Genomic DNA, 23,580 nt, shown 5'->3' with positions numbered 1-23,580 from the left:
CGCTTTGATCATCATTACATAACGCAGCATGAGGCTGCAACCAAATAAAAAGGGCGAATAGTCTGAAGTCTGAGGTAGCGCCTTAGCCTTCAGACTGCCACTGTGCCCTTTTGTCTCCCCTCCATTAATCTCGCCCAGAGGCGTGATATGGCTACAAAACACACCATCCTTATTGTTGACGATTATTCGGTGTTGACTGCTGAAAGTTCGGAAAGTTCACTCTTACAGCTGCCAACTTTCCTGCTCCAGCCAGCCATGATCCAAAGTGAATTGGAGTTCGAGTGTAAAGGGGAAGTCCGGGTGCCTGGTGAGGAAGTCTGTAATCTGTCTGGCTTGATTCTCCTGTAGCGGAATCAGTTGGATGTCGTGGCGTTGAAGCGTTTTTTGGTCACATCGCCAGAGGCGCAACGGTCGAATGGTGTTGAGAATAGCGGCAATCCTGAGGCCGGCAAGGTCACTGTCTCCCCAGTGGCGGCGATGATCTTGGTCGAGGAGTCGGTAGAGTGCTGTTACTCCGTCGTTGGGGAAACCTGCGGTGTAGAGCAGGGTGCCGGGATGACGTTCTCTGATCAGACGGGTAAAAGGGGTTTCATTCTCAATGGTGATCAACTCATTCTTATCTTCATGGCCTGGCGCTAGCCAGAGTCGTGTTATGCCTGCGATATTGGGCCAGGAAAGGGTGGCCGGTTCGTTATTTTGCCAGAGACGAAAAATCCAGTCATAGGTCTGGTTATCCTTTTGATAGAGCAAGGGGCCAAAGATGGTGGCTTGCACTGCCAAGCGGTCACGAACTATGTGGTATCGTTCCCATAATGCTGATGCGGACTCTTGCCATGAACCATCCTCGGTCTCTTCCTGGATGATCAGCCAAGAGGCAATGAGTCGGCTCAGTTCTGTGTCGCGCAGGGTTTTGGAGTCGTTCAGGAAACGGGCGCCAAGTTCGGAGAAAGTCAATGGATCTTGGTTTTGACGGAGGAAGTGGATGATTTCCGCAGCGTGAAATGAACGTGCTACTGCCATTTCTCCGTGACGGGCGATCTGTCTGGCCAGGGTTGGCAGAGTTTTGATAAGGTACTGGTGGATATCGTGTAGTTCCGGATAGGCCAAACGCAGTCTTTCGACAAGAAGTGTTGCCGCCTGGATTTCGGATTGTGTCTTTTGTCTGTGGTCATCTCTGGGAAGATCAAGGGCGTGGAAAAGAGCACTGACCCATTCCTTGACCCCAGACTCAGTTTTTCCTTCAAAGAATCGTGTCCAGTTCAGCCGTACTTCCCCAGTCCGCGACAGGGACAATGCCCGCAAGCCAAAAAAGGCCTTGAGAGCTGCCAAATCCTCCCTGTTCAGACTCTGCCCGACCTTCATGACTCCTTTCAGTTCGCCCTGTTTATCGACTCGTTGGCAGATCTTTTCCAGGTATGGCCGGAGGCAGGGATACTGCCTAAGAAGTTCTTTGATGACTCGTGTCATCTACAGTTCCTCCCCGAACTCAATCGGTTCAGGGTCCTGTGGTTGCGCAAAGAGATCGATCTGTCTAACGTTATCGGGATTCTGCCAATGATACGGGTAGAGATGGATATCGAAGTTAGTGTCCTTCTTGACCAGGATAGTGGTGGAATAGCTGATTTCGCGGCGCACACCATCTTGATCTGGTGAGGCCACGAAGAGTTGCAGCCCGAGGTCGGTGGCAAAGCCCAAGAGTTGGTCGCGGCGACCGGCATCGATGCCGTAGAAGGCCTCGTCAAAGAGCAGGGTATGGAGTTTCACCTTCTTGCCGTGGTAGAGAAAATGGGCGATAGTTAGCACCAACAGGTAATTGGGCACTGCCTGTTCGCCGCCGGAGCCGATGCTCTTATTTCTCCGATCCATGACCACTCCGTGATCGCCGGTCGCTGTTACTTCCATTTCGTAGCGGTACCAGTTCCGGTAATCCAGCTCTTCTGGAATATTCCCGACCTCGGTGTTGATGATCTCCTGTCTGTGGTCTTCAAAAAAATGCCGCAATTCCTCTTCTGCTGCCGGGTCAAAGGGGCTGAATTTGTTGATTACCGCCACCAGTCGACTGTATTTTTCCAGCGGCTTGATCCGGAAGCGGTAGCGCTGATTACCAAAGGTGCGCTGGTCAAGCTTGTTGCGGATGGTGCGGATCATCTGGTCAAGTTGGCTGACGTGAGCCCTTAGGTAATTGACCAATTCGGTCATGATGATTTTTTTGAACAGGTCCTTAGTCCGTTCGTTGATAATTTCATGTTGCTCATTGATTTCGCCCCCTAAGTGAGTGACGATTTCGTTAAGTTTTCTCCCCCGGAAATCTAGGACCTCGTTGTCTTTCTCCTCATACTGGAAGCGGAAGGCTGCGCCGAACTCAGGATCGTTTAATCGCTCCCGAAGGCGGATTCGGTTTTCATGAATGGACCTGTTACACCCCTCTTGCTCTTTTTGCACCGACTCCAGGGTTTTAAACTGCATGCCCTTCTTGGTGCGCAGGACATAATGGTCGATATCGATAAGCTCAGGAATCAAGGTATGCAATTGTTCGGCGCAGGCATTTCGCTGAATTTCTGCGTCACTTTGCTCCGCTTCCTTGCGGTTGATGGCATCGTTGTCGTTCCGCTGCTCGGTCTCGGCCCCTCCTAGCCGGGTGTCGATTCGACTGATCGCTTCTCGTTGTCGTTTGAGTTTGGTTGTTAATTGACTGATCTTGCCCTCCAAGGAAGCCAGTCCCTCCTGTTGGATGAGATGAGATGAGTCAGGTCTTGGATTCGTGTAGATAAGAGGGTGGTTTCTCGGGCAAGTTCTTCGTGCTGGCGGTTGTGGAGAGTAAGCAGGGCGTTATCTTGAGTTAATTTCTGGCTGCACTCGGAGGCTAGTCGTGCTGTCTGCTGGATGCTATTGATCCCAGTGCTAAGCTTTACTGTAAAGTTGTCCAGGCGCTCCACAGTCTCGCGGATGGTTTTGAGGCGCCGGTTAAGTTCTGTCTGTTGCCGCGACCATTGACGTAATTCGTCTTCACGACCTTTGATCTCGGCCTTGATAGCCTCCCTGCGGCTATTCTCGCCGATAAGTCGGGCCGGGTTGCCGAGCAGGCCGCGGTCATGACTGCGGAAGCTTAATACCCTACGATTATTGACGACACTAACCAGCGGTCCGAAATCACACTGCATTTCAGCGGCCAGGCAGCGTAAGCAGGTGGGATTCGATTGAGTCAGGTCAAAGGCCGTGCGCATCCAGTCCGGTAAGGAGTCAAGTCCTCGACCGGGACAGCTGATTCTGATTCCTGGCCAGAGAATAGCGATCCCGCGGCCCGCTTCAAACTCGGGATCGCTAAGCACCAAGGTGGCGGCGATCTCTTGGCCGATTGACTCTTCAATGGTCTCTTGTTCTTGACGAGAGAGTCCAGGACGCCACTCCAGGCCGGAATAAAGGGGGCGGGGGTTGAGCATTCCGGTGCGCATTGCAGCGAGGCAGTCGGTCCAGCCGGGGAGGATGGGTTGCGCTTCGTCCATGGCGCGAAGCCTGTGGCACTCGGTGGTGAGATCCGTTATGGTATTGGATATGGTTTCGCCCTCTTGTTCAAGAAGGGTCAGTTGACGGAGTTCTTGATCTCGAGTGTCAGACACCAGGTTGGAAAACTCTTGGACGCCAAAATCCAAGGCCTGAGTAATTATCTCCTCAGAGCGTCCTATCGTGTCCAGTGTTGTCAGTAGTTGGGAGATGGAGAAAGGTAGAAGGCTTGCGCCTTGACCTAATTCACTATGCAGACCGGATACTTGGCGGACCAAGGTGTGGTGCTGTTCGGCCTGCTTTCGTGTGCTGGCCTGTTGAATTTTGCTAAGGTTCTGGCACTCTTTCTTTTTTTTGGCCAGGGTTCGTTCTTTTCTGCTCAACTCCTCACGCCCTTCTTTTTCCTGGCGAACCAAGCCGGCAGAATCTTTGGTCATCAGGTCGTCGAGTCGTGTGCGTAAGGACGCTTCAGTCTCTTCCTCCTGTTGTCTTGATGCTATGAGTTGGGCCATTTCTTGTTGGCGACTGGCTATCTGTTGACGCAATGTCTCGATCGAGTTTTTGGAAAAAGTTTCTCGCATCAGCCACGAAAGCCATTGGTAGCGTATCGATGCCTCACTGTCGGCTGCGATATTCAGCGTGAAACTCTGCAAGCTTTTAAGATAATGCAGTTTTCTTTCCAGATCATCCAGGATGGATTTTGATTGGTCCAGGGTACGTAAGGCGTCGATGATCCGTTCGAAGATTTCGGTTTTTGGTTCCGGCAGCAAACTCTTGAACAATTCATGGTAATCTGCGGACTGTGAGGCAATTTCCCGGTAGGCTTTGCCCATGGCCAGGAATCGACAAACCTCCTGAAAATTCTCCTCTCCTCCAAACAACCGGCGAGCCAATTCATGCTGGTAGGATTTGGGTTCACCGTGGAACCCGCCCTTTTGTTTGAGAAGTTCCTTGAGTTCAAGGCGATCGGCAGGGCGACGACCCTGTTCGTCTTCAATCAGCAGCGGGATGTCCGCAATGGGGCATTCGCGGATAATCCCCCATTGTTTTATCCGCTCATCCATCGCTGAGGTTGAGATGCCCATGCCGACAGTGAGTGGGAGGCCATGGCGACCCTCTATTTCGAGTAGGGCATAGGTGATGCCGCCATCGCGGTTGATGGCCCCGCAATCGAGGTTGTAGCGCATGACAATGCCCTGGATTCGGCGGCCTTCCCGTTTTGATCCTGCGACCCGTGCGGCGGCGTTCCATTCCAGGGACTGGCCGACAGTTAACACATAGTGGATGGCGTCAAGGATAGTGGTTTTGCCACAACCGTTATCGCCCAGCAGGAAGAGATGGCCGCCATGGGCAAGGTCGATGGTCTCATCGACAAAATTGTGGAAATTGATCAGCCTGATGCGGGTGATCTGATAAGGGGTTGGCGGGGTCATTCGGCCGGAACCTCAGTCTGTTGTTGTAGCTCAGGAATAATCCGGCTCAAGGCATTGGCGTTGTAATGGTAGATGGCGGGTAAGGCTTCGTAGATCATATCGTCGTCGCTGGCGCTGAGATCATCGGGTGGATCAATCCGTTTGAGAAAGCGGTATCGTTCTAGTTCCGGCAGGATAGGCTTGAGGATTTTGGCCCGGACATACTCTTCTGAATACTGGCTGGCCTTATCAGGAAAACAGAGGGCAAAACGACGCTGGGCATGGATCAGCAGGTCTCCGAAGCGAAAACGTAGATTCTCCTTGTCCTCCACGGTCATGCCGTTCTCTTCCAGTTGGTGTTCGTAGAACTCAAGGATTATCATGAAGGCCAGGCACTCATCCCGCTTGGTGAAGGAGAACAGGGTTCGGGCGCTTGGGGCAATAGCGGTGTTGTGCCACTCGGTTTTGTAAGCCCGGGCGCATTTACTGTCCATCAGCAGGGACCAGTTGTAAAAAATCTCGAAAAATTCAGTAAATTCCTGACGGTGTCTTTTTAAGAAAAAAAAGAGGTCGGGATTATCATCGCAGTAAAAATAGGGGCTCTCCATCATGATGTTGAGCACCGCGCGGACCTTGTCGCCACTACGCTCCAGCAGACCGGCTAATTTGGATTCCATAACTTGTTTCCTGTTAAAGCGGGTGATTTTTGTTGAACGATAATCTCTCGGAGACTCAAGGCCTGCTCACCGGCCGTGAGATGAATAACATCGCTATCATCGGTAAGTTGGTAATCGATGCGGTCGAGCCGTCTGCCGTTGTCGAGGTAGCCAGCCTGGGCAAGGTCCATTACTTTGCGGAGATCGCTGTAGTCGATAAATTGGCCCTGTGAGACCTTGGCCTGGTCGGAACTTCCACGCATGATTGCTTGGGCAAGCCATGTGGCCATATCTGTAAGTCGTGCTTCATCCATGGATTGCACCGGTCGGTCGGCCTGCTGTTTGCGGGGGAGATAGCTATGTTTTACAGCCTCTTTCATACTCACTCGGCGGCGAGGTTCCGGGGGTGATGCCTTTTCATGTTCATCCCAGTAATGTGGGTCGCTGTAGCGATGGGCCGGGGCCAAGAGGTTGGCCATAAAGGCTTGAGGAGCATGATCTTCAGGGAGCGTGGTAATCTCATTGATCCGGCTTTGCAGATCCTGGAGGCGATTGTTTTTACGTTCCAGTTCCCGCAGGTGGCTGCGGAGTTTCTGCCAGACTTTGAGGACTGAGGCGCCGATGCGTTGATGGAGTTGATCCAGTTTGCCGTTCTCGATATAAAAGGAGTGCAACCCGGCAACGATGCCAACTCGTGCCGCTTCCCTCATGCCCTGTAAAAGATGTGGGGAGCGCAAGCGCTCAGCCTCCATGATTCGGGTACACAGGTCAAGCTTGTTCTGGTTTTGTTCTTGCTGCAAGCGAGTGATGAGGGGGATGATCTCTCGCCGTAGGGCATAGACCTGGCTCAGGAAACTGTGGACATATGTATCGAGTTCACTGATGATGGCCTTGATTTCGGCAATGTTATAGCTCTGAATGATAAACTGTAGGAGCCGACCATTGAATTCAATGAGACCGGCGGTAATGGCGCGGGTCAAGTCTTCAATCTTAAAGAGTTGGAAAATGATCCGACGGGCGGAATCTCCCTGTGAATCGTCATCCCGGCGGAGATGATGGAGCAGGCGGAGCAATTCGTTCAAGGAGCCGCAGACCTCCTGCAGCAGGTCGCGGGTGTCATGGCCACGCTCTTCCAAGTCGTCGGCCAGACGGCTTTCCAGCCACTCAATGAAGCGAGCGCATTCATCGGTCAGAGTGTAGCGGAATTTCCTCTTGCGGTTGTCGCGATACCCACGCAACCGTTCCTTTTCAATCCTGAAGTGAACCAGATCCCATTCCGCTAATTGAGCCATGTCGGTTCGGAATTGCTGGCTGGTGTAGTCACCGGATTCAATGGTATTTTGAGCCGGTCGTACTGCCTGGAAGATGTCCTCGTAGAGAGGTTCCAGCTCATGCTCGCGCTTGAACATAAGCATGCGGTAGAGAATTTGGGTGTAATAGATGCCGCGTTCCGAGCTCAGGAGCGACCCTAGTTGACGGTTGCGGCTGGTGATCAGATGGCGTCCAGCTCCCTGTTCAAAGGCAGACTGTGCCTCTGCCCCGAGCAACTGGGATTTTTCTTGATGAGCCGGGTTTGTCATGAATTGTAAATAGTCAGGTTGATAGTCAGGTTGACGGTTGACGGTTGCCCGTTACCGGTTTACGGTTGGAATAGAGTTGTTGTGGATAGTGCATGAAGTGGTCTCCGTTTTGGAGAGGACGGCATCAATCAGAGTATCGTCAGAAAAACTGTAACCGTTCACCAGGGGTACTAAAACTACAGGTAACCCCGGAACTGTAAACGTTCACAGTGTTGCAGCCGGAGTCTCCCTTCGGTCGCTTACCTGCGCGAAAGAGGCCTGTACGCTATACGTATGGTATGCGAACCAGGCCGATGACAAAGCAGATGCGGTGCTGCTGAACGTTTACGAAAAACTAGCCGACATCCTTATGTAAATCAATCTCTTTCCTGTAATGTTGGGTCAGATTATGATGAATATTCACCCTTCAGCAGACTGCGCCGGAGGGGGGTGTCTGACACAAGTGTTCGCCGTGTTTTCTTGGTTGGCGAATGCGTGCTGGTGTCTAGGTTTTTTTTACTTTTAGTGTTGTTCGGATACCCCTTTTTGTTATACTGAAATTCAACTGGTATTGGCAGAGGAAGAAGAGTCGATTTTGTTTCTGACCTATTGTGTTTTAGTGGTCATACATCTGGTAAAAAGGACACTTTCCCGAGCACGGAATATATCGGGTTACTCTCTCACCTGGTTTTATCTTCTCGGTGCTCCCCATAAAAATCTTTTTTAAGGTATCTCATGCGCTACTCCATTACATTTTTGCTTCTTCTGCAGATGGTTGGCTGCGTCCGGCAGCCATCTCTTCCGGACGTCGACAATTTGCCCAAGGTTGTGAACAGTATCGCTGTGCTGCCGTCTGGAGTGATGATCGAAAGTGGGTCGCCTCCGCTATCGCCCCAAGCTGCCAAGGTGATGGATGAGGGTGTTGCCGTTTTAGACCAAATGCTGGCTGAGTTTTTTTCCGCTAATCATCAGGTTCGTTTGCTGAGCGATGAGGAGGTCAATGCCTACTCGCAGAGTTACAGCGCCAGTCCCGTAGCCCAGGCCTTGGCGATTGGTAAGGCGATGGGGGCTGAAGCCGTAATGCTTTGGGGATTAGAGCGTTACACTGACCGTTCTGGTGGAAACTATGGTGTTCAGCATCCATCGTCTGTGGCATTCCAGTACCGTCTGATTCATACTGGTTCCGGACAGACATTGTGCTCGGCTTCTTATGACGAAACCCAGCAGTCCGGCGCTTCCAACCTTCTTGCCTTGAGCACTCTAGCTAAACGTGGCTTTAAATGGATCCCGGTCTCTGAATTGTTAAGAGAGGGGGTGATTAAAAAAATGGCAGAATGCAAATATTTGCAGATCTCCAACGATCAGGGGAGTAATGCGCCTTCTCTTGCCGAGATTCCACTTGATGATGCCGGGTCGTCTGTCGCAGAGCCTCCAGCAGAGCCGCTAGTTGCAAATGAATCCATCACCAGCATTATTCCTGCAGAGACTCCACCCCCTGTGGTTATTCCTGCACCTTCGCAAGAAGAGGGTGTGGCGCTTGAGGTTGCTGATGCGCCTGATGTTAGGCCAGCAGGGGAGATCTCTCAACTATTAGAAGCGTGGCGCAAGGCGTGGGAGGCTGCAGCCGGTCCTCAAGGAGACATGGAACATTTTGGAGCTTTTTATGCTGCGGATTTCAGAAATTCCAATCAGGGGCGTAACGTATGGTTGGCCGATAAAAAGAAAAAAAATCGTAGTAAAGATTGGATTCGGGTGAAAATTACCGATATTTCATTTGCTCAAATTGATGGAGGTCCCTTGTGGGAGGCTCGTTTTATTCAGGAGTATGCATCGTCCAACTATGCCGACACAAGTTCGAAGACACTGGTATTTCGTAAAAACGGAAATAATTGGGAGATTGTTGCAGAACGGTTATCGATTAATCGTAACCGTTCACCAAGGGCGCCGAAACTACAGGTAACCCCGGAATTGTAAACGTTCACAGCGCTGCTAATCAATGAAGGGTCCCTAGGAGCCTGTCGGATTTAGAGAATCGTAGCGAAAATTCATGAATATCTGGTCACGATTTCACGAGTTTGCAGTAGATTTATGTCTAAGTCCGACAGGCTCCTAGATTAGCTGAAACTTCGCAAAGGATGTCCTGCTAAATTGTGGAGTTTTTCTACTTTGACATTGAATGTCCAGTCTTGTTTCCTGGGGAGTGATCGGAGAGTCCCATTGCATAGGGGCTTCTTTGGAAGAGGTCTGGCCATTGTCAGTTAATGAATTGTATGGGAAGAATCTGCCATGAACTTGTACGACTTGAAACCGTTTTTATACTGGTTCGGGGTTGTTGTATTTCTCCTTCTTGAGCAGTTCATTTCCTATCGAGAGCCAACTGTTGCCAGGCCACGGCGCTGGCTTGCCAACCTCCCCCTGTCCCTCATGAATGGTATAATCTACCATCTCTTGTATACCAGTTCTATTGTTGGTCTCTGTCTTGCCGTACATGAACAAAACTTAGGATTGCTCAATACCGTGATTCTTCCTGAGTGGGTGAAGGTTGCGGCTGGTGTTATTGTTTTAGATTTTTTTATTTATATCTGGCACTTGCTTACTCATCAGGTACCATTTTTGTGGCGGTTTCACCGGGTTCACCATACTGATTTGAATATGGATGTAACCACCGCTAACCGCTTCCATCTCGGTGAGTTTCTGGTGACGGGACTGATCCGGTTGGCTGTAATTTATACCTTTGGCATCAGTCTGACTGCGTATATAATTTTTGAAATTCTGGTCAACCTGGCTGTTCAGTTTCACCATAGCAGCATCAGGGTGCCGTCATGGTTTGAGAAGTGGTGGGTTATTCTTTTTGTCCCTCCATTTCTTCATCGGGTACATCATTCGGTCAAGATCAAGGAGCATAATTCCAACTATGGGGTGATTTTTTCCTTGTGGGATCGAATGCTTGGCACACTGATCACAGAAGTTGAGCAGGAAACGATTGTCATAGGTACAAAACCTTATCGGGACATAGAAAAGCTTGGCTTGTGGCAGTTGTTGCTCTTGCCTGTTCGGCCTAATATTTGATGCGGATCAATTTTTGAATCCAACATTTAATAAAGACTATGAGACAATGGAGTGAGGGATGAACTGGATGAACCTTTTTGTGCCGGGGAAGGATCTTTCCGGGGCAGAGGCAAAGGAGTTTATGGCGGCAAGGGAAGCTAACGCCTATCAACTTGTTGATGTTCGGCAGCCTGAGGAATATGCCGGTGGTCATCTGGCTGGCGCTATCCTTATCCCGCTTAAAGAGTTGCCAGATCGTTCGGCTGAGCTGGAAAAGGAGAAACCACTCATTGTCTATTGCGCTGTCGGCGGCAGGAGTAAGGTGGCGGCGCAACTGCTTGCTGGTTATGGATTTACTACTGTCTTCAATATGGCCGGGGGGATTAAGGCATGGCAAGGGACTCAAGCCGCCGGGCCGGAAGGATCTGGACTTGAATTGTTTACCGGGGACGAGGACTATCCCGATGGTTTAAGTTTAGCATATGCCATGGAAGATGGTCTGCAGGAGTTTTATCGAAATATGGCCGGACGGGCAACGGAGGCGGATGATCAGGAACTCTATCTGCGATTAATGGGCTTTGAGGATAAGCACAAGGCACGGCTTCTTGTTGAGTACCGGCATGTTCACGCCGAGGAGGCCTTGCCGTCCCGGAAGATTGGGGAAGTGATGGAGGGAGGAGGCCGAGTTCAGGATCTGATGGCGCGGATGGAAGGGCGGTTACGCGGCAAGCGGGATATCCTGGAGTTTGCCATGGCTCTTGAGACTCAAGCTCTTGATCTCTATATTCGCATGGCGAGAAAGGTGGAGCAGCAGGAGGTGAGCACATTGTTCTTAAGTTTGGCAAGCGAAGAGAAGGGGCATCTTTCCTTATTGTCTGATGAGTTGGATGCACTCCTGTTGTCCCAGAGTTAAGTGACTAATTTCCCACTTATTTTCTGTGAAGCGGATGTCATGTATTTTGTCATTTCGAAATAGTTAGGATTGACAATCTCGTAAAAAGTCCGGAGATGGCTAAGCAGGTAAGCGAGCCTGCGAGACTCCGAAAGGTGCGATATACAGGTAAGCGATCAAAGAGAGACTCCGAGGCGCGGGGTGTGTTTTGTGAGTGAGGCCATACATATGGTATGCCGAATGAGCAAAACCGCCACGCAACGCAGTAGATCGCACTTTTTGCGACGCCATCAGGATTTAGTATCTGTTTATTAATATAATTCTGCCTAGAAAGGCAGGGGTCTCAAGTAGGGAATACAATGGAACGATATATCTGTGTACATGCCCATTTTTATCAACCTCCCCGTGAGAACCCTTGGCTTGGGGAGATCGAGATCCAGGATACGGCTCACCCGTATCACGATTGGAACGAACGGATCGCAGCGGAGTGTTATGTCCCTAATGCCGCCTCACGGCTTCTGGGGGACGAAGGTCGAATTGTCGATATCCAGAGTAACTATGCTCGAATCAGTTTTAATATTGGGCCGACGCTGCTCTCCTGGATGGAACAACATACCCCTGATGCCTATGCACAGATTCTCGCTGCCGACCAGCAGAGCAGGGAGTGGAGGGGAGGGCATGGCAATGCCATGGCTCAGGTGTATAATCATATCATTATGCCCCTTGCTAGTTTCAGAGATAAACAGACTCAGGTCGTCTGGGGGATTGAGGATTTTCGCCATAGATTCAGGCGCGATCCAGAAGGGATGTGGCTGGCTGAGACGGCGGTGGATCTTGAGACACTTGATCTTCTTGCCCAGCACGGCATCAAGTTTACAATTCTCGCTCCCAGGCAGGCCGCTAAGATGCGCAAAATCAAGGGAGGGGGCAGGTGGCAAGATATCAGTAACAGTCGTGTTGATCCATCGCGTTCTTATTTATGTAAACTGCCATCGGGCAGGACTATCAATCTTTTCTTTTATGATGGTCCCATCTCTCAGGCAGTGGCTTTTGAGAAACTGCTCAGTGCCGGAGATCATTTTGCGAATCGTCTGAACGACGGCTTTTCTGGAGCCCGTTCTTGGCCTCAACTCATGCATATTGCAACAGACGGAGAGAGTTATGGCCATCATCATCGATTTGGGAATATGGCGTTGTCTTATGCCTTGCACTCTATCGAATCAAGAGGTCTTGCTCGTCTGACAAATTACGGTGAATACCTGGAACGTCACCCTCCCACACAAGAGGTGAAAATTTTTGAAAATTCCTCCTGGAGTTGTGTGCACGGGATCGATAGGTGGCAAGGTGATTGTGGGTGTAACTCCGGTGGAAATCATGGTTGGAATCAGGCGTGGCGTAACCCGCTTCGGTTGGCCTTGGATTGGCTTCGTGATGAAATAGCGCCGTTATATGAAACCAGTCTTCGTTCGCTTGGTGTTGATCCGTGGGTGGCAAGAGATGCCTATATCCTGGTTGTTAACGATCAATCAGAAGAAGTAGCTCGTCAGTTTGCCGCTATTCATTCGCAGAGGGAGTTGCAAGACGAGGAGCGTATTATGTTTTTCCGCTGCATGGAGATGCAGCGTCATGCTCTCCTGATGTATACCAGTTGCGGGTGGTTTTTTGACGAGATCTCTGGAATTGAGACGGTTCAGATTCTGCAGTATGCCGGACGGGTCATTCAACTTGCCAGAGATCTGGGTGTTGAGCTGGAAGCCCCTTTTCTGGAACGTCTGGCAGCGGCCAAGAGTAATATTCCAGAGCATCGAGACGGGGCCCATATCTATGAAAAATTTGTGCGGCCGGCCATGATCGATCTTGAAAAGGTCGCCGCTCATTATGCAGTCAGTTCACTTTTTAAGGACTATGGTGAAAGTGTCAGTATCTATCGCTATGATGTCAGGCGCGATGATTTCTGGCATTCCAGTTTGGGTATGGTCAAAGTGGCGCTGGGCCGGATCGAGGTTCGGTCGAAGCTTTTATGGCAGACTCGGTGGGCAAGCTTTTGCGTATTGCACTTCGGAGACCATTCCATTAACGGCGGGGTTCGTCCTTATAGGGGTAGTGAGGCGTATCTTGAGATGAAGAATGAGATTATTTCAAGTTTTGAACTTGGAGACTACACTCAAGTTATTCGATCCATGGATGCGCACTTTGGCACCCATACATATTCACTCCTTGATCTGTTTCGGGATGAGCAGCACAATATCCTTGAAATTCTTACCGCACAAACGGTGGGCGGGTATATCGATCATTATCGGGAAATGTATGGCCGAAATCGGGCTCTGATGCAGTTTCTTCAGCACACCCGGATGCCTATCCCCAGGGAGCTGGTGAATGCTGCGGAATACGTACTCAATCATGACCTCTGGAATGCGATTCGTGCTGAACCTTTGGACAGTGATAAAATGCTTGAAGTGCTAGAAGAGATCCGGCGGTGGGGGGTTCAGGTCGATACTTCAAAAGCGGAGATGGTTGTCAGACATAGATTGGAAGGTATGATGGGCCAGTTTGGCAGTAATCCATCAGATACTAAATTGCTGGATCAGATCAGGACCGGGGTAAAATTACTTGGTTTAATAGATGCTGATGTGAACTACTGGCAGATCCAGAACAGTTACCACTGCATGGCCCAGTCTATTGCTCAGGATTTTGCGGCTGAGGCGCGGGCTGGAGATGCCGAGGCGATTCGTTGGCTTGAGGGGTTCATGGTCTTAGGCGGGGATCTTTTTTTCAATGTCGAAGCCGTGTTTCAACGATTCGGTCTGGATGTCTCTGCAGGGAAATAAGTAATCAGGTAATCGTTCACCAGAAGTTTTGGACGTGCGGATTTCACCGGACTGTAAACGTTTTCCTGGTACCTCAGCCGGAGTCTCCCTACGGTCGCTTACCTGCGCGATTTATATTGACCCGCTTCGTCGGTCAATAAAGCGGTCTGCGAAGTGTGCTGGTTGCACATGAGCAGGCTGCTGACAAAGCAGATGGGGTGCCTGGTGAACGTTTACGTAATCGGTTCTCCAATGTCAGAGTGCATCATGGTTTTTCTGGTTCTGCGTCGTCTGTGATCACATTCTCAAGTCAGGAAAATGCCGCAGAAATAGTGGACGAGTCTTGATTGTGTGACCATGGCAGATCCCATCATTGTATAATGGCCCAGCTCTTGGCTCTCGATTTCTTTTTCCTACGTGCCGCCACTAGACCCGTCAGTCCTGAACCGAACAGAATGAAGGTGGCAGGTTCAGGGACTGGGGTGATGTGGGTCAGTTTGACTGTTGTCTGCAGCAGAGTAAATTGGGGAGCATATGTGTCTGGCTCATAATAATCAATCACCTTGTTTCCGCCTTCCCAGATCGTTTTGCCAGCGGCGTCCTTTTTGTAGACTGGGTGTTTGTAGGTAATTAATATCTCACCATAATCCTGCATGGTGAACATATTGCCTTCTTTGAATATGTTCAGGCCGAACAGGTGGTTCTTATCCCCGTAGCTGCCAGGGACAGGAGTTCTGGTGCTTTCAAGCTGTTTTATCGAAGAGTCCGAAGATCCCCAATCTATAATAATGGTGTTAGCGGGATTGTTGTCGCTGTACTCATCAAAGAGGATGTTACCATATTTTGAAGGATCGAAGGGAGGGGGCAGGGTATCGACTACAACTCCGATTAAAGATAAAAACTCAGGGGTTAGTCTTGCCAACTCAGCATTGTTCATCAAATGAGCGTAAAAAAAACTAGAGCTAGAAGCTCCTGAGGGAAGGAAACCATTGCGGTCAGGATCAACAAAAAATATATATTTATGCCCGATGATGGAGGCGGGGGGTATCCCGGTGTTGTTTGGCGAAACTGAGGTTACTTCGAAGGTATAGTAGTAACTGGTGGCAAAGGTGGTTTTTGCCCCTGTCAGAAGGAGGATGCCTAGGAAAAGTCCAATGTGTCGTTTCATGTCGGTTTTTTCTTTTTAGGTAGAGTAATTTATTTTCATTTCTGCTCTCTAGGTCTCAGTCGCATATATGCTCTGGTGTGATCTGGCGGGGGGAATGCCCTTGTTTTTAAACTCTATTTATGACTTGATAAAGGAACATGAATACCAGTAAAAGGCAAGGATAAGTTTAGTTAAAATCGGAACAATGTGGGACATTCAGGGATTTCTGGACAGAGGGTCTGACCCCGGGCTTTTTCGAATAAAAAAGGCTCGCATCCCGAGAGGTGCGAGCCTGGTCAAAGAGTCTCTTTTATGATCACATCAGGTCATTTTTTGCTTTTGGCCTTTTCGGTAGCGGTCAGGCTGCGAGCGTTGCGAACCGTCGCTTCGCATTCGAGTTGCGGGATTTGGGAATAGCCGTCGTTCCTGAGAGATTGTCTCACCCGGCTCAGCAGTTCTTTGCGGGAAAGAGTGCCGCCGCTGGCACGCATATGTTTACAGAAAAAGTAGGTGAAGGCCCCATTGTAACTGTTGTTGATGAAAGCATCTGCCGAGGTCTGGTTGTCTTTGCAGCCGGCCCAGAGGATGTGGTGGACTGTGCTGCGATTGGCGCTTCTGAAGCTTCGCGGGGACTTTAGATCATCTTCCTCTCCTTCAAGGCGGCATTCAATGTCTGCGGGTGGAGCAAGGAACCGATCCAGGGTGGTGTGTTCCGGTCCTAAATTTGCCGGACGTCCAAAGTTAATATCACGGAGACCGGTGCCAGAGTGGCAGCTATCCAGAAAAACTTCAAGCAGCACGCCTTTGGGCAGTTTGCTGAAAATGCTGTTGAGAGAGTCGTCGGTAATAAAGGTGCCGTCCCAGTCCATATCATAGGGGCAGATGAGTTCATCCATCTGGTCTTCCAATTCATCGCCATTGCGATCACGGATCTGGGAGCCATGGCCGGAAAAATGAAACACCAAAAAATCGCCTGATTTGGCAGTGCTCACCATAGTCTGGAGCCGGGAAACGATATTCGCTTTGGTTGCACGACTGTCTACCAAGACGCGGATATCTCTGTTGGTAAAGCCGAGATAGGTCTTCAGGATATCCCGCATGTTAGTAACATCGTTGATGCACCCGCGCAGGTCACTGATTCCTTTGTAGTCATTGATTCCAACAAGTAACGCTTTCTTTGCCATTTTTTTCTCCTCTTTTCATGGTTTGATGTGCGTGGTGGGCAGAAGTTACGGCTTTTTAACCTCTTGGGTTGTGTGGCAGATAAAATGAGTAAATCTGGTGACTGTATGGATGTTATTCTATTCGCTCCTTTTCTTGGACATAGTGTCCAGGGATGAGCTGAGAAGGTGAGATAAGTGCGGCGTGGTTGATGTTATGGTAATTTATTAACAGTAGATAGCGGAACTACTAATATAAATCAAGTAATTATTGTTTGTATTAGTAGTTATGTAGAGGAATGGAGCATGATTTTTGCGGAATTAAGCGTCACGCGTGCTGTTGCATGAGGTCTTCTTTTTATTGTTAATCAAGAAGATGACGTCTGGCTGTTTTCTTCTCAAGAAAATTAAGGTGCAATTCGCGCTGAGATAAAATCGTCAAGCCTGTTGTCGTGCAGGGCGTCGCGTAGCGGGATAGAGACGGTGAAACAAGAGCCTTTTCCTTCTTGACTGTCCACTGTGATGGCGCCGTTATGTTTTTTGATGTTCGACTTCTCGATACCAATCTTTGCGAGAAGGTCGGGAAAGGATAGTGTGGTAAGGGCGGGAGAGAAACCCGCCCTTACCCGATTCGGATTTATTGCAAAGCTTGGGTTTAATATCTCGCTTCTTGCTGCGGTGTTGTTAATTATTGCTGTGAAATCAGCATTTTATGTGGACGAAAGATTGCGATGGTTAGTTTGAGAAAAGTGATTTTTAACTTCTCTATCAATTAACTTGCCCACTTTACTTTTAGCTATTTTCATATTGTACCGTACCTGAAGGTTGAGCCAAAATTCCGGCTCAATACCAAAATACTTACCGAGACGTAACGCAGTATCAGCAGTAATTTCTCTTTTGCCATGGATAATTTGACTTACCCGGTTTGCAGGGACATTAATGTCTTTTGCTAACTGGTTTTGAGTGATTTCCATTGGCTTAAGAAATTCTTCCAATAATACATCGCCCGGAGTGATTGGAGTTAGTTTGGTTGCCATAATTCTACCCCTTGTAATAATCAACAATTTCTACGTCGAAGACGTTTTCTGCCGACCATACGAAACAAATACGCCACTGGTCGTTAATCCTAATGCTGTGCTGTCCGCTTCTATCGCCTTTTAACTGCTCAAGCCTATTCCCAGGGGGAATTCGCAAACTTTGCAAAGAAATAGCTGCATTCAGAACTTCAAGTTTTATTCTTGCTGTCCTAGAAAAACTTCTGAATTTTTTTACATCCAAATCGTCAAAAAGCTTTTCCGTATCTTTGCATTTGAAGGATTTGATCATAGCTATATGACATGACGAGATACGTCATTCGTCAATAGGAATATTAAATTGAGAGCTGAACGCCAAGCATCAGTGGACGCCGCCATTGTAGATGAACAAAAAAACAGTGCTTCCCGGCGTTCCGCTGTATGCACTGGTGTACGCCCGGTACGGGCGTGAACTAATGGGGTGAAAGTCCCTACCCTGTGATCAGATACAGTATTTCTATAACGTTGTTTTTGAGATACGTTTTCTAGCAACCGTATCATTCTGGGATATTTAGTAGTTAGCGATTGACATCGAATACGTTACATCATTTAATGATATAAGAAATGTTGTGGATTGAGGCAAAGGAGGATTGGCATGGATATAAAATATGGGCATGGCCTTGAGTTTGACGCTGACGATAATTTTCAGGAGGAAAAAACCTCTGATGGTTCCCCTGAAATCCATGTGACGCTTGAGCAAATCTTGCGGCATGGTTTCCGTACCCCGGTTGGTGAACAGGAGCAGATTTCGTTAACTATTAACGGCAATCATTACGTTGTATTTAATCTGAGCGAACGTGGCGTTGGTATCTACCTCAATCATTCTGGTGAGATGAAGAGCCTTGCTCAGTTTCAGGGAATATTGCTTACCATTGGGGGGCACTCATTTTCAACTGATGGGGTGGTGATGCATTTATCTAATGACGGGATTCATGATCTCTGTGGAATTGAACTGATATCGATTTCCAATGAATGCCAGGATGCCATTATCCGTTATCTGCAGAAGAGTCGCAGTTCCCTTTTTGTACCTTGATAGGATTATCTGCTATGAGTGAAAATAAGAAATTCGATATTCTGGGTGACATATTAAATGATTCTTCATCAAGTATGGTTCGTGGAATCGAAGAGTTGATGAAATTGACTCATATGGATTCGAATGCTTTACAAAATAAACCGTTAGCGAAATCTCCAAAGGCAAAGAAAAAAAATCGTCAGGGGAAGAAGCATAAAACTACTCACTATCTGACTAAAGAGGTGTTTGACAATCTGGGTGAGGCCAAGGAAGATATTCGTGATTTCCTCCCTGCCAATTCGAAATCTAAGGCGAGTAAATCCAGAATTGTCGAGAGTGCTATCACTGTGGTGCTGCATGAGTTTGTGGAGAAAGGCAAGGATAGCGCCTTGATTCGTGAATTGCTTAAAAAAAATCACGAGAAGTCGTAGAGTTTGATTGCTCGAGGAATCCGAGACTGAATATTAAGGAGTATCGATGCGATGATTATAATTTGTCCCCATTGCAAAAAACAGCACAATATTGACGAAAAGGCCATCCCTGCTCATGTTAAAAAAGCGAAGTGCAAATTCTGTGGCAATTATTTTCCTCTCGATTTGACAGAATCGCCTGCTGCGATTGTTGCGCCGCCTCCTGTGAAGAAGAAAGAGGGGCCTAGGAAGATAAGTGTCTCGTTGAGCAAAGGCGGTGTTGGGAAAACGACGACAGCGGTAAATCTTGCTATGGGTTTGTCTCTCGCCGGGTTTAAAGTGCTGTTGATTGACACTGATACCCAGGGACAATCCAGTTATATGTTAGGTGTGACACCTAATGCTGGACTTACTGAGTTAGTTCTGGGAGAACTGGGACCTGAGGAGACTATGCTCCAGGTCCGTGAACGATTGTGGTTACTTGGGGGTGGAAAATCACTTGCTGGGGTCAAGCGACTGATTGGCAGGAAGGATTTTGGCGGCGAATTGACTCTGGCTGAAACCTTGGCTGAGCCTACCAAGGATTTTGATTATGTTATCGTTGACACCTCTCCTGGGTGGGATCCTTTGACAGTTAACATTCTATTTTTTGTTACTGAAATACTGGCCCCGGTTTCACTTGAGGTCATGTCTATTCAGGGATTGGTTGAATTCTTAAAAAGTATTGCCTCAATTCAAAAGTATCGGCCTCAGGTGGCTCTTAAATACATCCTGCCAACCTTTCTTGATATGAGGGTTAAAAAATCGATTGGTATTTTAGAAAAACTGAAGGAGTTGTATGGAAATAATGTTTGTTCTCCTATTCGTTACAATGTCAGACTGTCCGAAGCCCCAGCCTATGGTCGCAGCATCTATGAATTTGCTCCAGGTTCACCAGGGGCGAGCGATTACCGAGAGTTGGTCAGGAAAATAGCAAACAATAATAAGTTGTTACGATAAGTTTCGTGACTGATTGCTTCATTAGGCTATGGTTTATGAAAAATACTGCTCAGATGATTGTTCTTAACGACCCAACGTATCGTATTCTTTTCTCTTGTAAACAGGCTCAGGGTTTGTGGTTTACTTATCTGATCGGTAATCAAAGTATTTTACGGATTAATGTGTTTGGTGAGATCTGGTGAGATGCGTCAGATGTAAAACTGATAATCACGATGCTGTGAGTCACTGTGTGCAATGCGGAGCTCCGTTTCACTTTCAACGGCGTGTTGATCGTTTTCGTAACAGAAAACGTTTGATGATTCTCGCAATGTTTTGTCTGTGGATTAGTGGCTTTGGTTTTGTATTTCGTGATTCGCTCTTTACGCATGATGAGAGTAAACCGGAACTTTCTGCAGCTGAGCGTGAGGAAGTTCAAAACAAGAAAAACAGTAAACGGAAGGAGATGGCAGATCGACTGAAAGCTGTTTTAGACGATGCCAATACTCCGCAGGACGTTTCCTCTGACGCTAAGCCTTTATCGAACGAGACAGAGGTTCAAAAATCGGCACAAGATAAATCGGTGATTTTAAGGACCGGTTGGGTCTCAATTATTGGACCCGGTGGACGTCAGATGGCTAAACTTCAGGCCGCCTTGATGGGGAATGGCTGGATTGCCATGCCGACTCGGGCTTTATATGGAGGCTCTCAGTGGACGGTTTCCCGGGATGATGGGTCAACTGCTGAGATTGCTTCAGGGATCTGGAACAAGGGAAGGGTGGTCAGCCTTTGGCAGTTAGCCTCGTTTACTGAGCACGAGGGGGAGGCATCTCTTGCTCAGTGGGTTGCTGACGCTCCCTTAGCCTGGATGAGTATTGAGTCTCAAAAAGAGATATTAGACATTCAATTAATGCCAGGCAGTAGACAAGGATATTTTGTGGTCTGTCCATTACCCCTGGACATCAAAGAGTTTGGGGTGTTCATTCAGCAAGAATCGATTGTGGGCTGGTCTTTTGGTGCGTGGCTTGATAACGTGTATCTCTGGAATGGCCCGGTTGGTTCCAGGATAGTAGCAAACAGTGATGTTCGTAATTTCTATGATCAAACTTTTGCTAATGGCAGAGAGGAAAAGTTCGCTCTAGCCTTGTCCATGAAAGCAAACAATTCTTCCTTGGAGCGATTGAAAGCCCTTGTTGACGGATTTTCCCGGCAACCCAAATTGCCGTTGAACGACACACCCGACTTCTTGCGGGTAGATGTTGTTGGAAAGTTACTTAAACAGTTGGCTGAGGAACTCATCCATCAAGGTCAAGGGGCGCAACTTGTCGATATCCTTAACGATGATATCTTGCGAGAGATAGGCGACATCAAACTCTTGCTTGACTTGATTCCTGTGATCACATCGACTCAAGGGATTGAGCCTGCGATTATAAAACTTGAAACCCTCGGCAAGGATCTTGTTGAAAAGGGGGGCGTTGATGTGCCCGCAGTCAATGAACTGCACCTTAAACTCTATCAGGACTGGTTGCAATCCTTAGTCACTGTTAAGTCTCTTGTCGAGGCGGCTCAAGTTTTGGCCAAAGCTAAGGCCTACTATCCAAATGACCCATACGTTCATCTATTGGGGGTTGAGTTAGCTTTGCTGAATGGGGACTGGCAAGGAGCTGAGCGCCTGATAAGCATGATGGAGTACCCTGCAGCAATGCAGGATCGTTATGAGTTGCTCGCTCGAAAAATTTCGGAATTGAAGGGAGATGAAGGCACGGTTGTGATCCGTTTTGTTGCAGGAAGTAATCGGATTCCAGTAACTTCCGAGTTGAATCAATCTATTCGACAAAGTTTTCTAGTGGATACCGGGGCCTCACTAGTGACAATCCCGTCTGCTACGGCTGAATCTTTAGGGTTACGACCGGTTCGTGGAGGGCATTGGGACAGCCACTCAGTGTCAACAGCAGGGGGAGTGATATCGGCCACCGAGGTGCTGATTGAGACATTGGAGATCGAAGGCTGGGTGGAAAATAATGTTAGCGCTTTGGTTATCGATATTCCTGATCAACCGGGCGTTGGTCTATTGGGTATGAACTATTTGAGCCGCTTCCGTATGGATTTAAACACCCGCGAGGGAAAATTATCGCTCCGTCCCAAATGATGCAGGGATGACTGTAACCCCAAATGGATCTTCCTTGATTGTTAATTGGAAAAATTTCAGAGATTTGAATAGGGGTCTGCCGAAATAGAGGAGTTCTGAAGCTAGACTTAAGGACCGCTTTTGGACAGCTTTTTGTCTGATTCTGAAGTCCAGAGTAACAATTTGGGCAATTTCTGTCAGTAAAGTTTGGTCATTGACTTCAGCAAATTTTGTAGAAAGTTGAGAGATTTTGGCAAAACTGCAATGCTCTTCCTGCAATGAGATCAATTCCCAAAGTTCTTCATCATCTTGTAATATATCCTCGCGTTTTAAACAGTGTTGGTAGATGATATTGGTGAGTGACGACGAATCCCAACATTTCAGCAGCTTACATTCGAGCGGCCGATGGGCATAGATTCCGCACGTCTTCTTTGTTTTGTCGAAAAAGTGGCAGATCCAGGAATCGTTATGACCGACAAGTTTGATTAGTTCAATACGTGCCGGTTCCACACTGTTGGTGAGAGGTGAGATGACAGGCTCACCTTGGCGAATGGTGATCATGTCGCCAAGGGCAAGCCGTCGCTCATGAATGAGTGGAAGGTCTGATTGGTGAAGGGCTGGCCCGCCCTTGATGCAGCAGGTTCCGCAGCATAGGCATGTTGTTTGGTTTTCTATCGTTCTCTCCATGCCTTGTTTATGCACCTTACTTTTCCTTGTGTTTTTGTTGCTTGACGAATAACTAGTTCCGGTTGAAAGTTACGTGATGATGCCTCACTTATTCTTTCATCAGAGGTAACTACACAGGTTAACGGTAATCAGTTATCGGTTTACGGTTAAAAGAATTATGGTTTGTCATAAATCATCGCATGATACTCAATGTCAGTGTGTTCTCAGCCATTGGCAGGACCCAATCACCGTCAACTGTCAACCGTAAACTGACAACCTGAGCCGTTACCATCAGAGTACAGTGTTGATCCAACTGAACTGGCTTGGGAAAAATCCAAACAATCCTCTCTAATTCTTCCAGACTCCCCCTTCTAAACGAATCTCTGGTGGAAGAGAATTATAGGAGTTAGAATTCTCTGGGTTTGTGCTGCTCGGCTTTTTTTTCTCTGTGGATTGTTCGGAAAACTTAATGATTTCGTGAGCAACGATAGCTCCAGAGGCAGATTCCTCCCCGCGGACGAGCACTCTGTCCTTTTCTTTATATGTTTGAGCTGGGATGGGATTACCTTGAGCATCTACAAAAACAGTCTTCCATACCTTTTTCCCATTAACGATTTGGGCCAATAGATGGATGTCTTTTTCAGCCACTACCATCAGATCGTTCTTGAGATCAATTTCCATAATAAAAGCTCTTAACTCCGTTGGTGGTTGCTCTGTAGCAAGACTTATGTTCAGAAACATCGACAGGCTACATAGTAATAGAGCTGCGGTAACATTAAAATATTTTACAATACGCATGATATTGCATCCCTCCTAGTTGATAACATTTCAGGTTATTGAGGTATCTGTCTCCAGTAATGACGAAGCAGGTTCGGCTGCATTGGAGGATCTTTTGTGTCAAATCCTGTAATAATTGTCGCTTTTCCTTCATGAACAACAAGAACAGGTTCGGGGGGAATACCCTTTGTTGATAATTTCAGTCGCCGTTCATCATGAACCCTAACCTCATTCACCTTACTTTGACCGTGTTCATCAATATAGGTCTCATCGTTATTGGAATTGTTTTTTACGGCCGATCCATCTTCATACCAGATCTCATAAAGATACCCGGTTCCACGGGCACCGGGATTGGAG

General features: G+C 48.1%; 19 protein-coding genes. 7 read left to right on the top strand and 12 right to left on the bottom strand.

Annotation, left to right across the window (positions count from 1 at the left end; all coding sequences use genetic code 11):
- Positions 1-222: 222 nt before the first annotated feature.
- The 6 genes from FP815_05145 to FP815_05120 form a co-directional block, all read right to left on the bottom strand.
- Positions 223-1,467, bottom strand: coding sequence for a hypothetical protein (locus FP815_05145; GenBank protein MBA3014323.1), 1,245 nt, complete (start codon positions 1,465-1,467; stop codon positions 223-225).
- Entirely contained in the window at positions 1,468-2,709 is a 1,242-nt protein-coding gene (locus tag FP815_05140; protein MBA3014322.1) for a hypothetical protein, read from the bottom strand.
- Complete coding sequence (locus FP815_05135) at positions 2,685-4,934, bottom strand: AAA family ATPase (GenBank protein MBA3014321.1); 2,250 nt, start codon at positions 4,932-4,934, stop codon at positions 2,685-2,687. The genes FP815_05140 and FP815_05135 overlap by 25 nt, the downstream gene beginning before the upstream one ends.
- A complete protein-coding gene (locus FP815_05130; GenBank protein ID MBA3014320.1) occupies positions 4,931-5,590 on the bottom strand; it encodes a DUF2398 family protein in 660 nt (219 codons plus the stop codon). Before FP815_05130 ends, FP815_05135 begins: the two co-directional genes overlap by 4 nt.
- The gene (locus tag FP815_05125) at positions 5,575-7,149 is read right to left on the bottom strand and encodes a DUF2397 family protein (protein MBA3014319.1); all 1,575 of its coding nucleotides are present in this window, start codon (positions 7,147-7,149) and stop codon (positions 5,575-5,577) included. Before FP815_05125 ends, FP815_05130 begins: the two co-directional genes overlap by 16 nt.
- 1,297 nt (positions 7,150-8,446) lie before the next feature.
- Positions 8,447-8,587, bottom strand: a complete 141-nt coding sequence (locus tag FP815_05120; GenBank protein ID MBA3014318.1) for a hypothetical protein — start codon at positions 8,585-8,587, stop codon at positions 8,447-8,449.
- Positions 8,588-9,414: 827 nt separating this feature from the next.
- Between FP815_05120 and FP815_05115 the strand changes: the two genes are divergently transcribed.
- From FP815_05115 to FP815_05105, 3 genes are all read left to right on the top strand, one after another.
- A complete protein-coding gene (locus tag FP815_05115) occupies positions 9,415-10,197 on the top strand; it encodes a sterol desaturase family protein (protein ID MBA3014317.1) in 783 nt (260 codons plus the stop codon).
- Between the two features lie 58 nt (positions 10,198-10,255).
- Positions 10,256-11,089, top strand: a complete 834-nt coding sequence (locus tag FP815_05110; GenBank protein ID MBA3014316.1) for a sulfurtransferase — start codon at positions 10,256-10,258, stop codon at positions 11,087-11,089.
- 338 nt (positions 11,090-11,427) lie between these two features.
- Positions 11,428-13,896, top strand: a complete 2,469-nt coding sequence (locus FP815_05105; GenBank protein ID MBA3014315.1) for a DUF3536 domain-containing protein — start codon at positions 11,428-11,430, stop codon at positions 13,894-13,896.
- A gap of 349 nt (positions 13,897-14,245) precedes the next feature.
- On the opposite strand, the gene FP815_05100 is transcribed toward FP815_05105, so the two are convergent.
- The 4 genes from FP815_05100 to FP815_05085 all read right to left on the bottom strand — a co-directional run bounded on the left by FP815_05100 (position 14,246) and on the right by FP815_05085 (position 17,508).
- Positions 14,246-15,043, bottom strand: a complete 798-nt coding sequence (locus tag FP815_05100) for a PEP-CTERM sorting domain-containing protein (GenBank protein ID MBA3014314.1) — start codon at positions 15,041-15,043, stop codon at positions 14,246-14,248.
- Positions 15,044-15,348: 305 nt separating this feature from the next.
- The gene (locus FP815_05095) at positions 15,349-16,206 is read right to left on the bottom strand and encodes a caspase family protein (protein MBA3014313.1); all 858 of its coding nucleotides are present in this window, start codon (positions 16,204-16,206) and stop codon (positions 15,349-15,351) included.
- A 686-nt stretch (positions 16,207-16,892) separates the two neighbouring features.
- Positions 16,893-17,219, bottom strand: a complete 327-nt coding sequence (locus tag FP815_05090) for a HigA family addiction module antidote protein (GenBank protein ID MBA3014312.1) — start codon at positions 17,217-17,219, stop codon at positions 16,893-16,895.
- A 4-nt stretch (positions 17,220-17,223) separates the two neighbouring features.
- Complete coding sequence (locus FP815_05085) at positions 17,224-17,508, bottom strand: excinuclease ABC subunit A (protein MBA3014311.1); 285 nt, start codon at positions 17,506-17,508, stop codon at positions 17,224-17,226.
- 342 nt (positions 17,509-17,850) lie between these two features.
- Here FP815_05085 and FP815_05080 point away from each other — a divergent pair, with 342 nt between their 5' ends.
- The 4 genes from FP815_05080 to FP815_05065 all read left to right on the top strand — a co-directional run bounded on the left by FP815_05080 (position 17,851) and on the right by FP815_05065 (position 21,801).
- On the top strand, positions 17,851-18,288 hold the full coding sequence (locus FP815_05080) for a PilZ domain-containing protein (protein ID MBA3014310.1): 438 nt from the start codon (positions 17,851-17,853) through the stop codon (positions 18,286-18,288).
- A gap of 14 nt (positions 18,289-18,302) precedes the next feature.
- On the top strand, positions 18,303-18,698 hold the full coding sequence (locus FP815_05075; protein MBA3014309.1) for a hypothetical protein: 396 nt from the start codon (positions 18,303-18,305) through the stop codon (positions 18,696-18,698).
- A 51-nt stretch (positions 18,699-18,749) separates the two neighbouring features.
- Entirely contained in the window at positions 18,750-19,676 is a 927-nt protein-coding gene (locus FP815_05070; GenBank protein MBA3014308.1) for an AAA family ATPase, read from the top strand.
- Positions 19,677-19,971: 295 nt separating this feature from the next.
- Positions 19,972-21,801 (top strand): TIGR02281 family clan AA aspartic protease, encoded by a 1,830-nt coding sequence (locus FP815_05065; protein ID MBA3014307.1) that lies wholly within the window; start codon positions 19,972-19,974, stop codon positions 21,799-21,801.
- Here FP815_05065 and FP815_05060 read toward each other — a convergent pair.
- On the bottom strand, positions 21,781-22,482 hold the full coding sequence (locus tag FP815_05060; GenBank protein ID MBA3014306.1) for a hypothetical protein: 702 nt from the start codon (positions 22,480-22,482) through the stop codon (positions 21,781-21,783). The two genes, FP815_05065 and FP815_05060, sit on opposite strands and share 21 nt — an antisense overlap.
- A 312-nt stretch (positions 22,483-22,794) precedes the next feature.
- Positions 22,795-23,244: a hypothetical protein gene (locus FP815_05055; protein MBA3014305.1), complete on the bottom strand. Its 450-nt coding sequence runs from the start codon at positions 23,242-23,244 to the stop codon at positions 22,795-22,797.
- Positions 23,245-23,580 lie beyond the last annotated feature (336 nt).

The organism is Desulfobulbaceae bacterium (assembly GCA_013792005.1).
Taxonomy (GTDB): Bacteria; Desulfobacterota; Desulfobulbia; order Desulfobulbales; family VMSU01; genus VMSU01.
The sequence above is the reverse complement of the archived record's forward strand: the minus strand, read 5'-3'. Positions and strand labels throughout refer to the sequence as shown.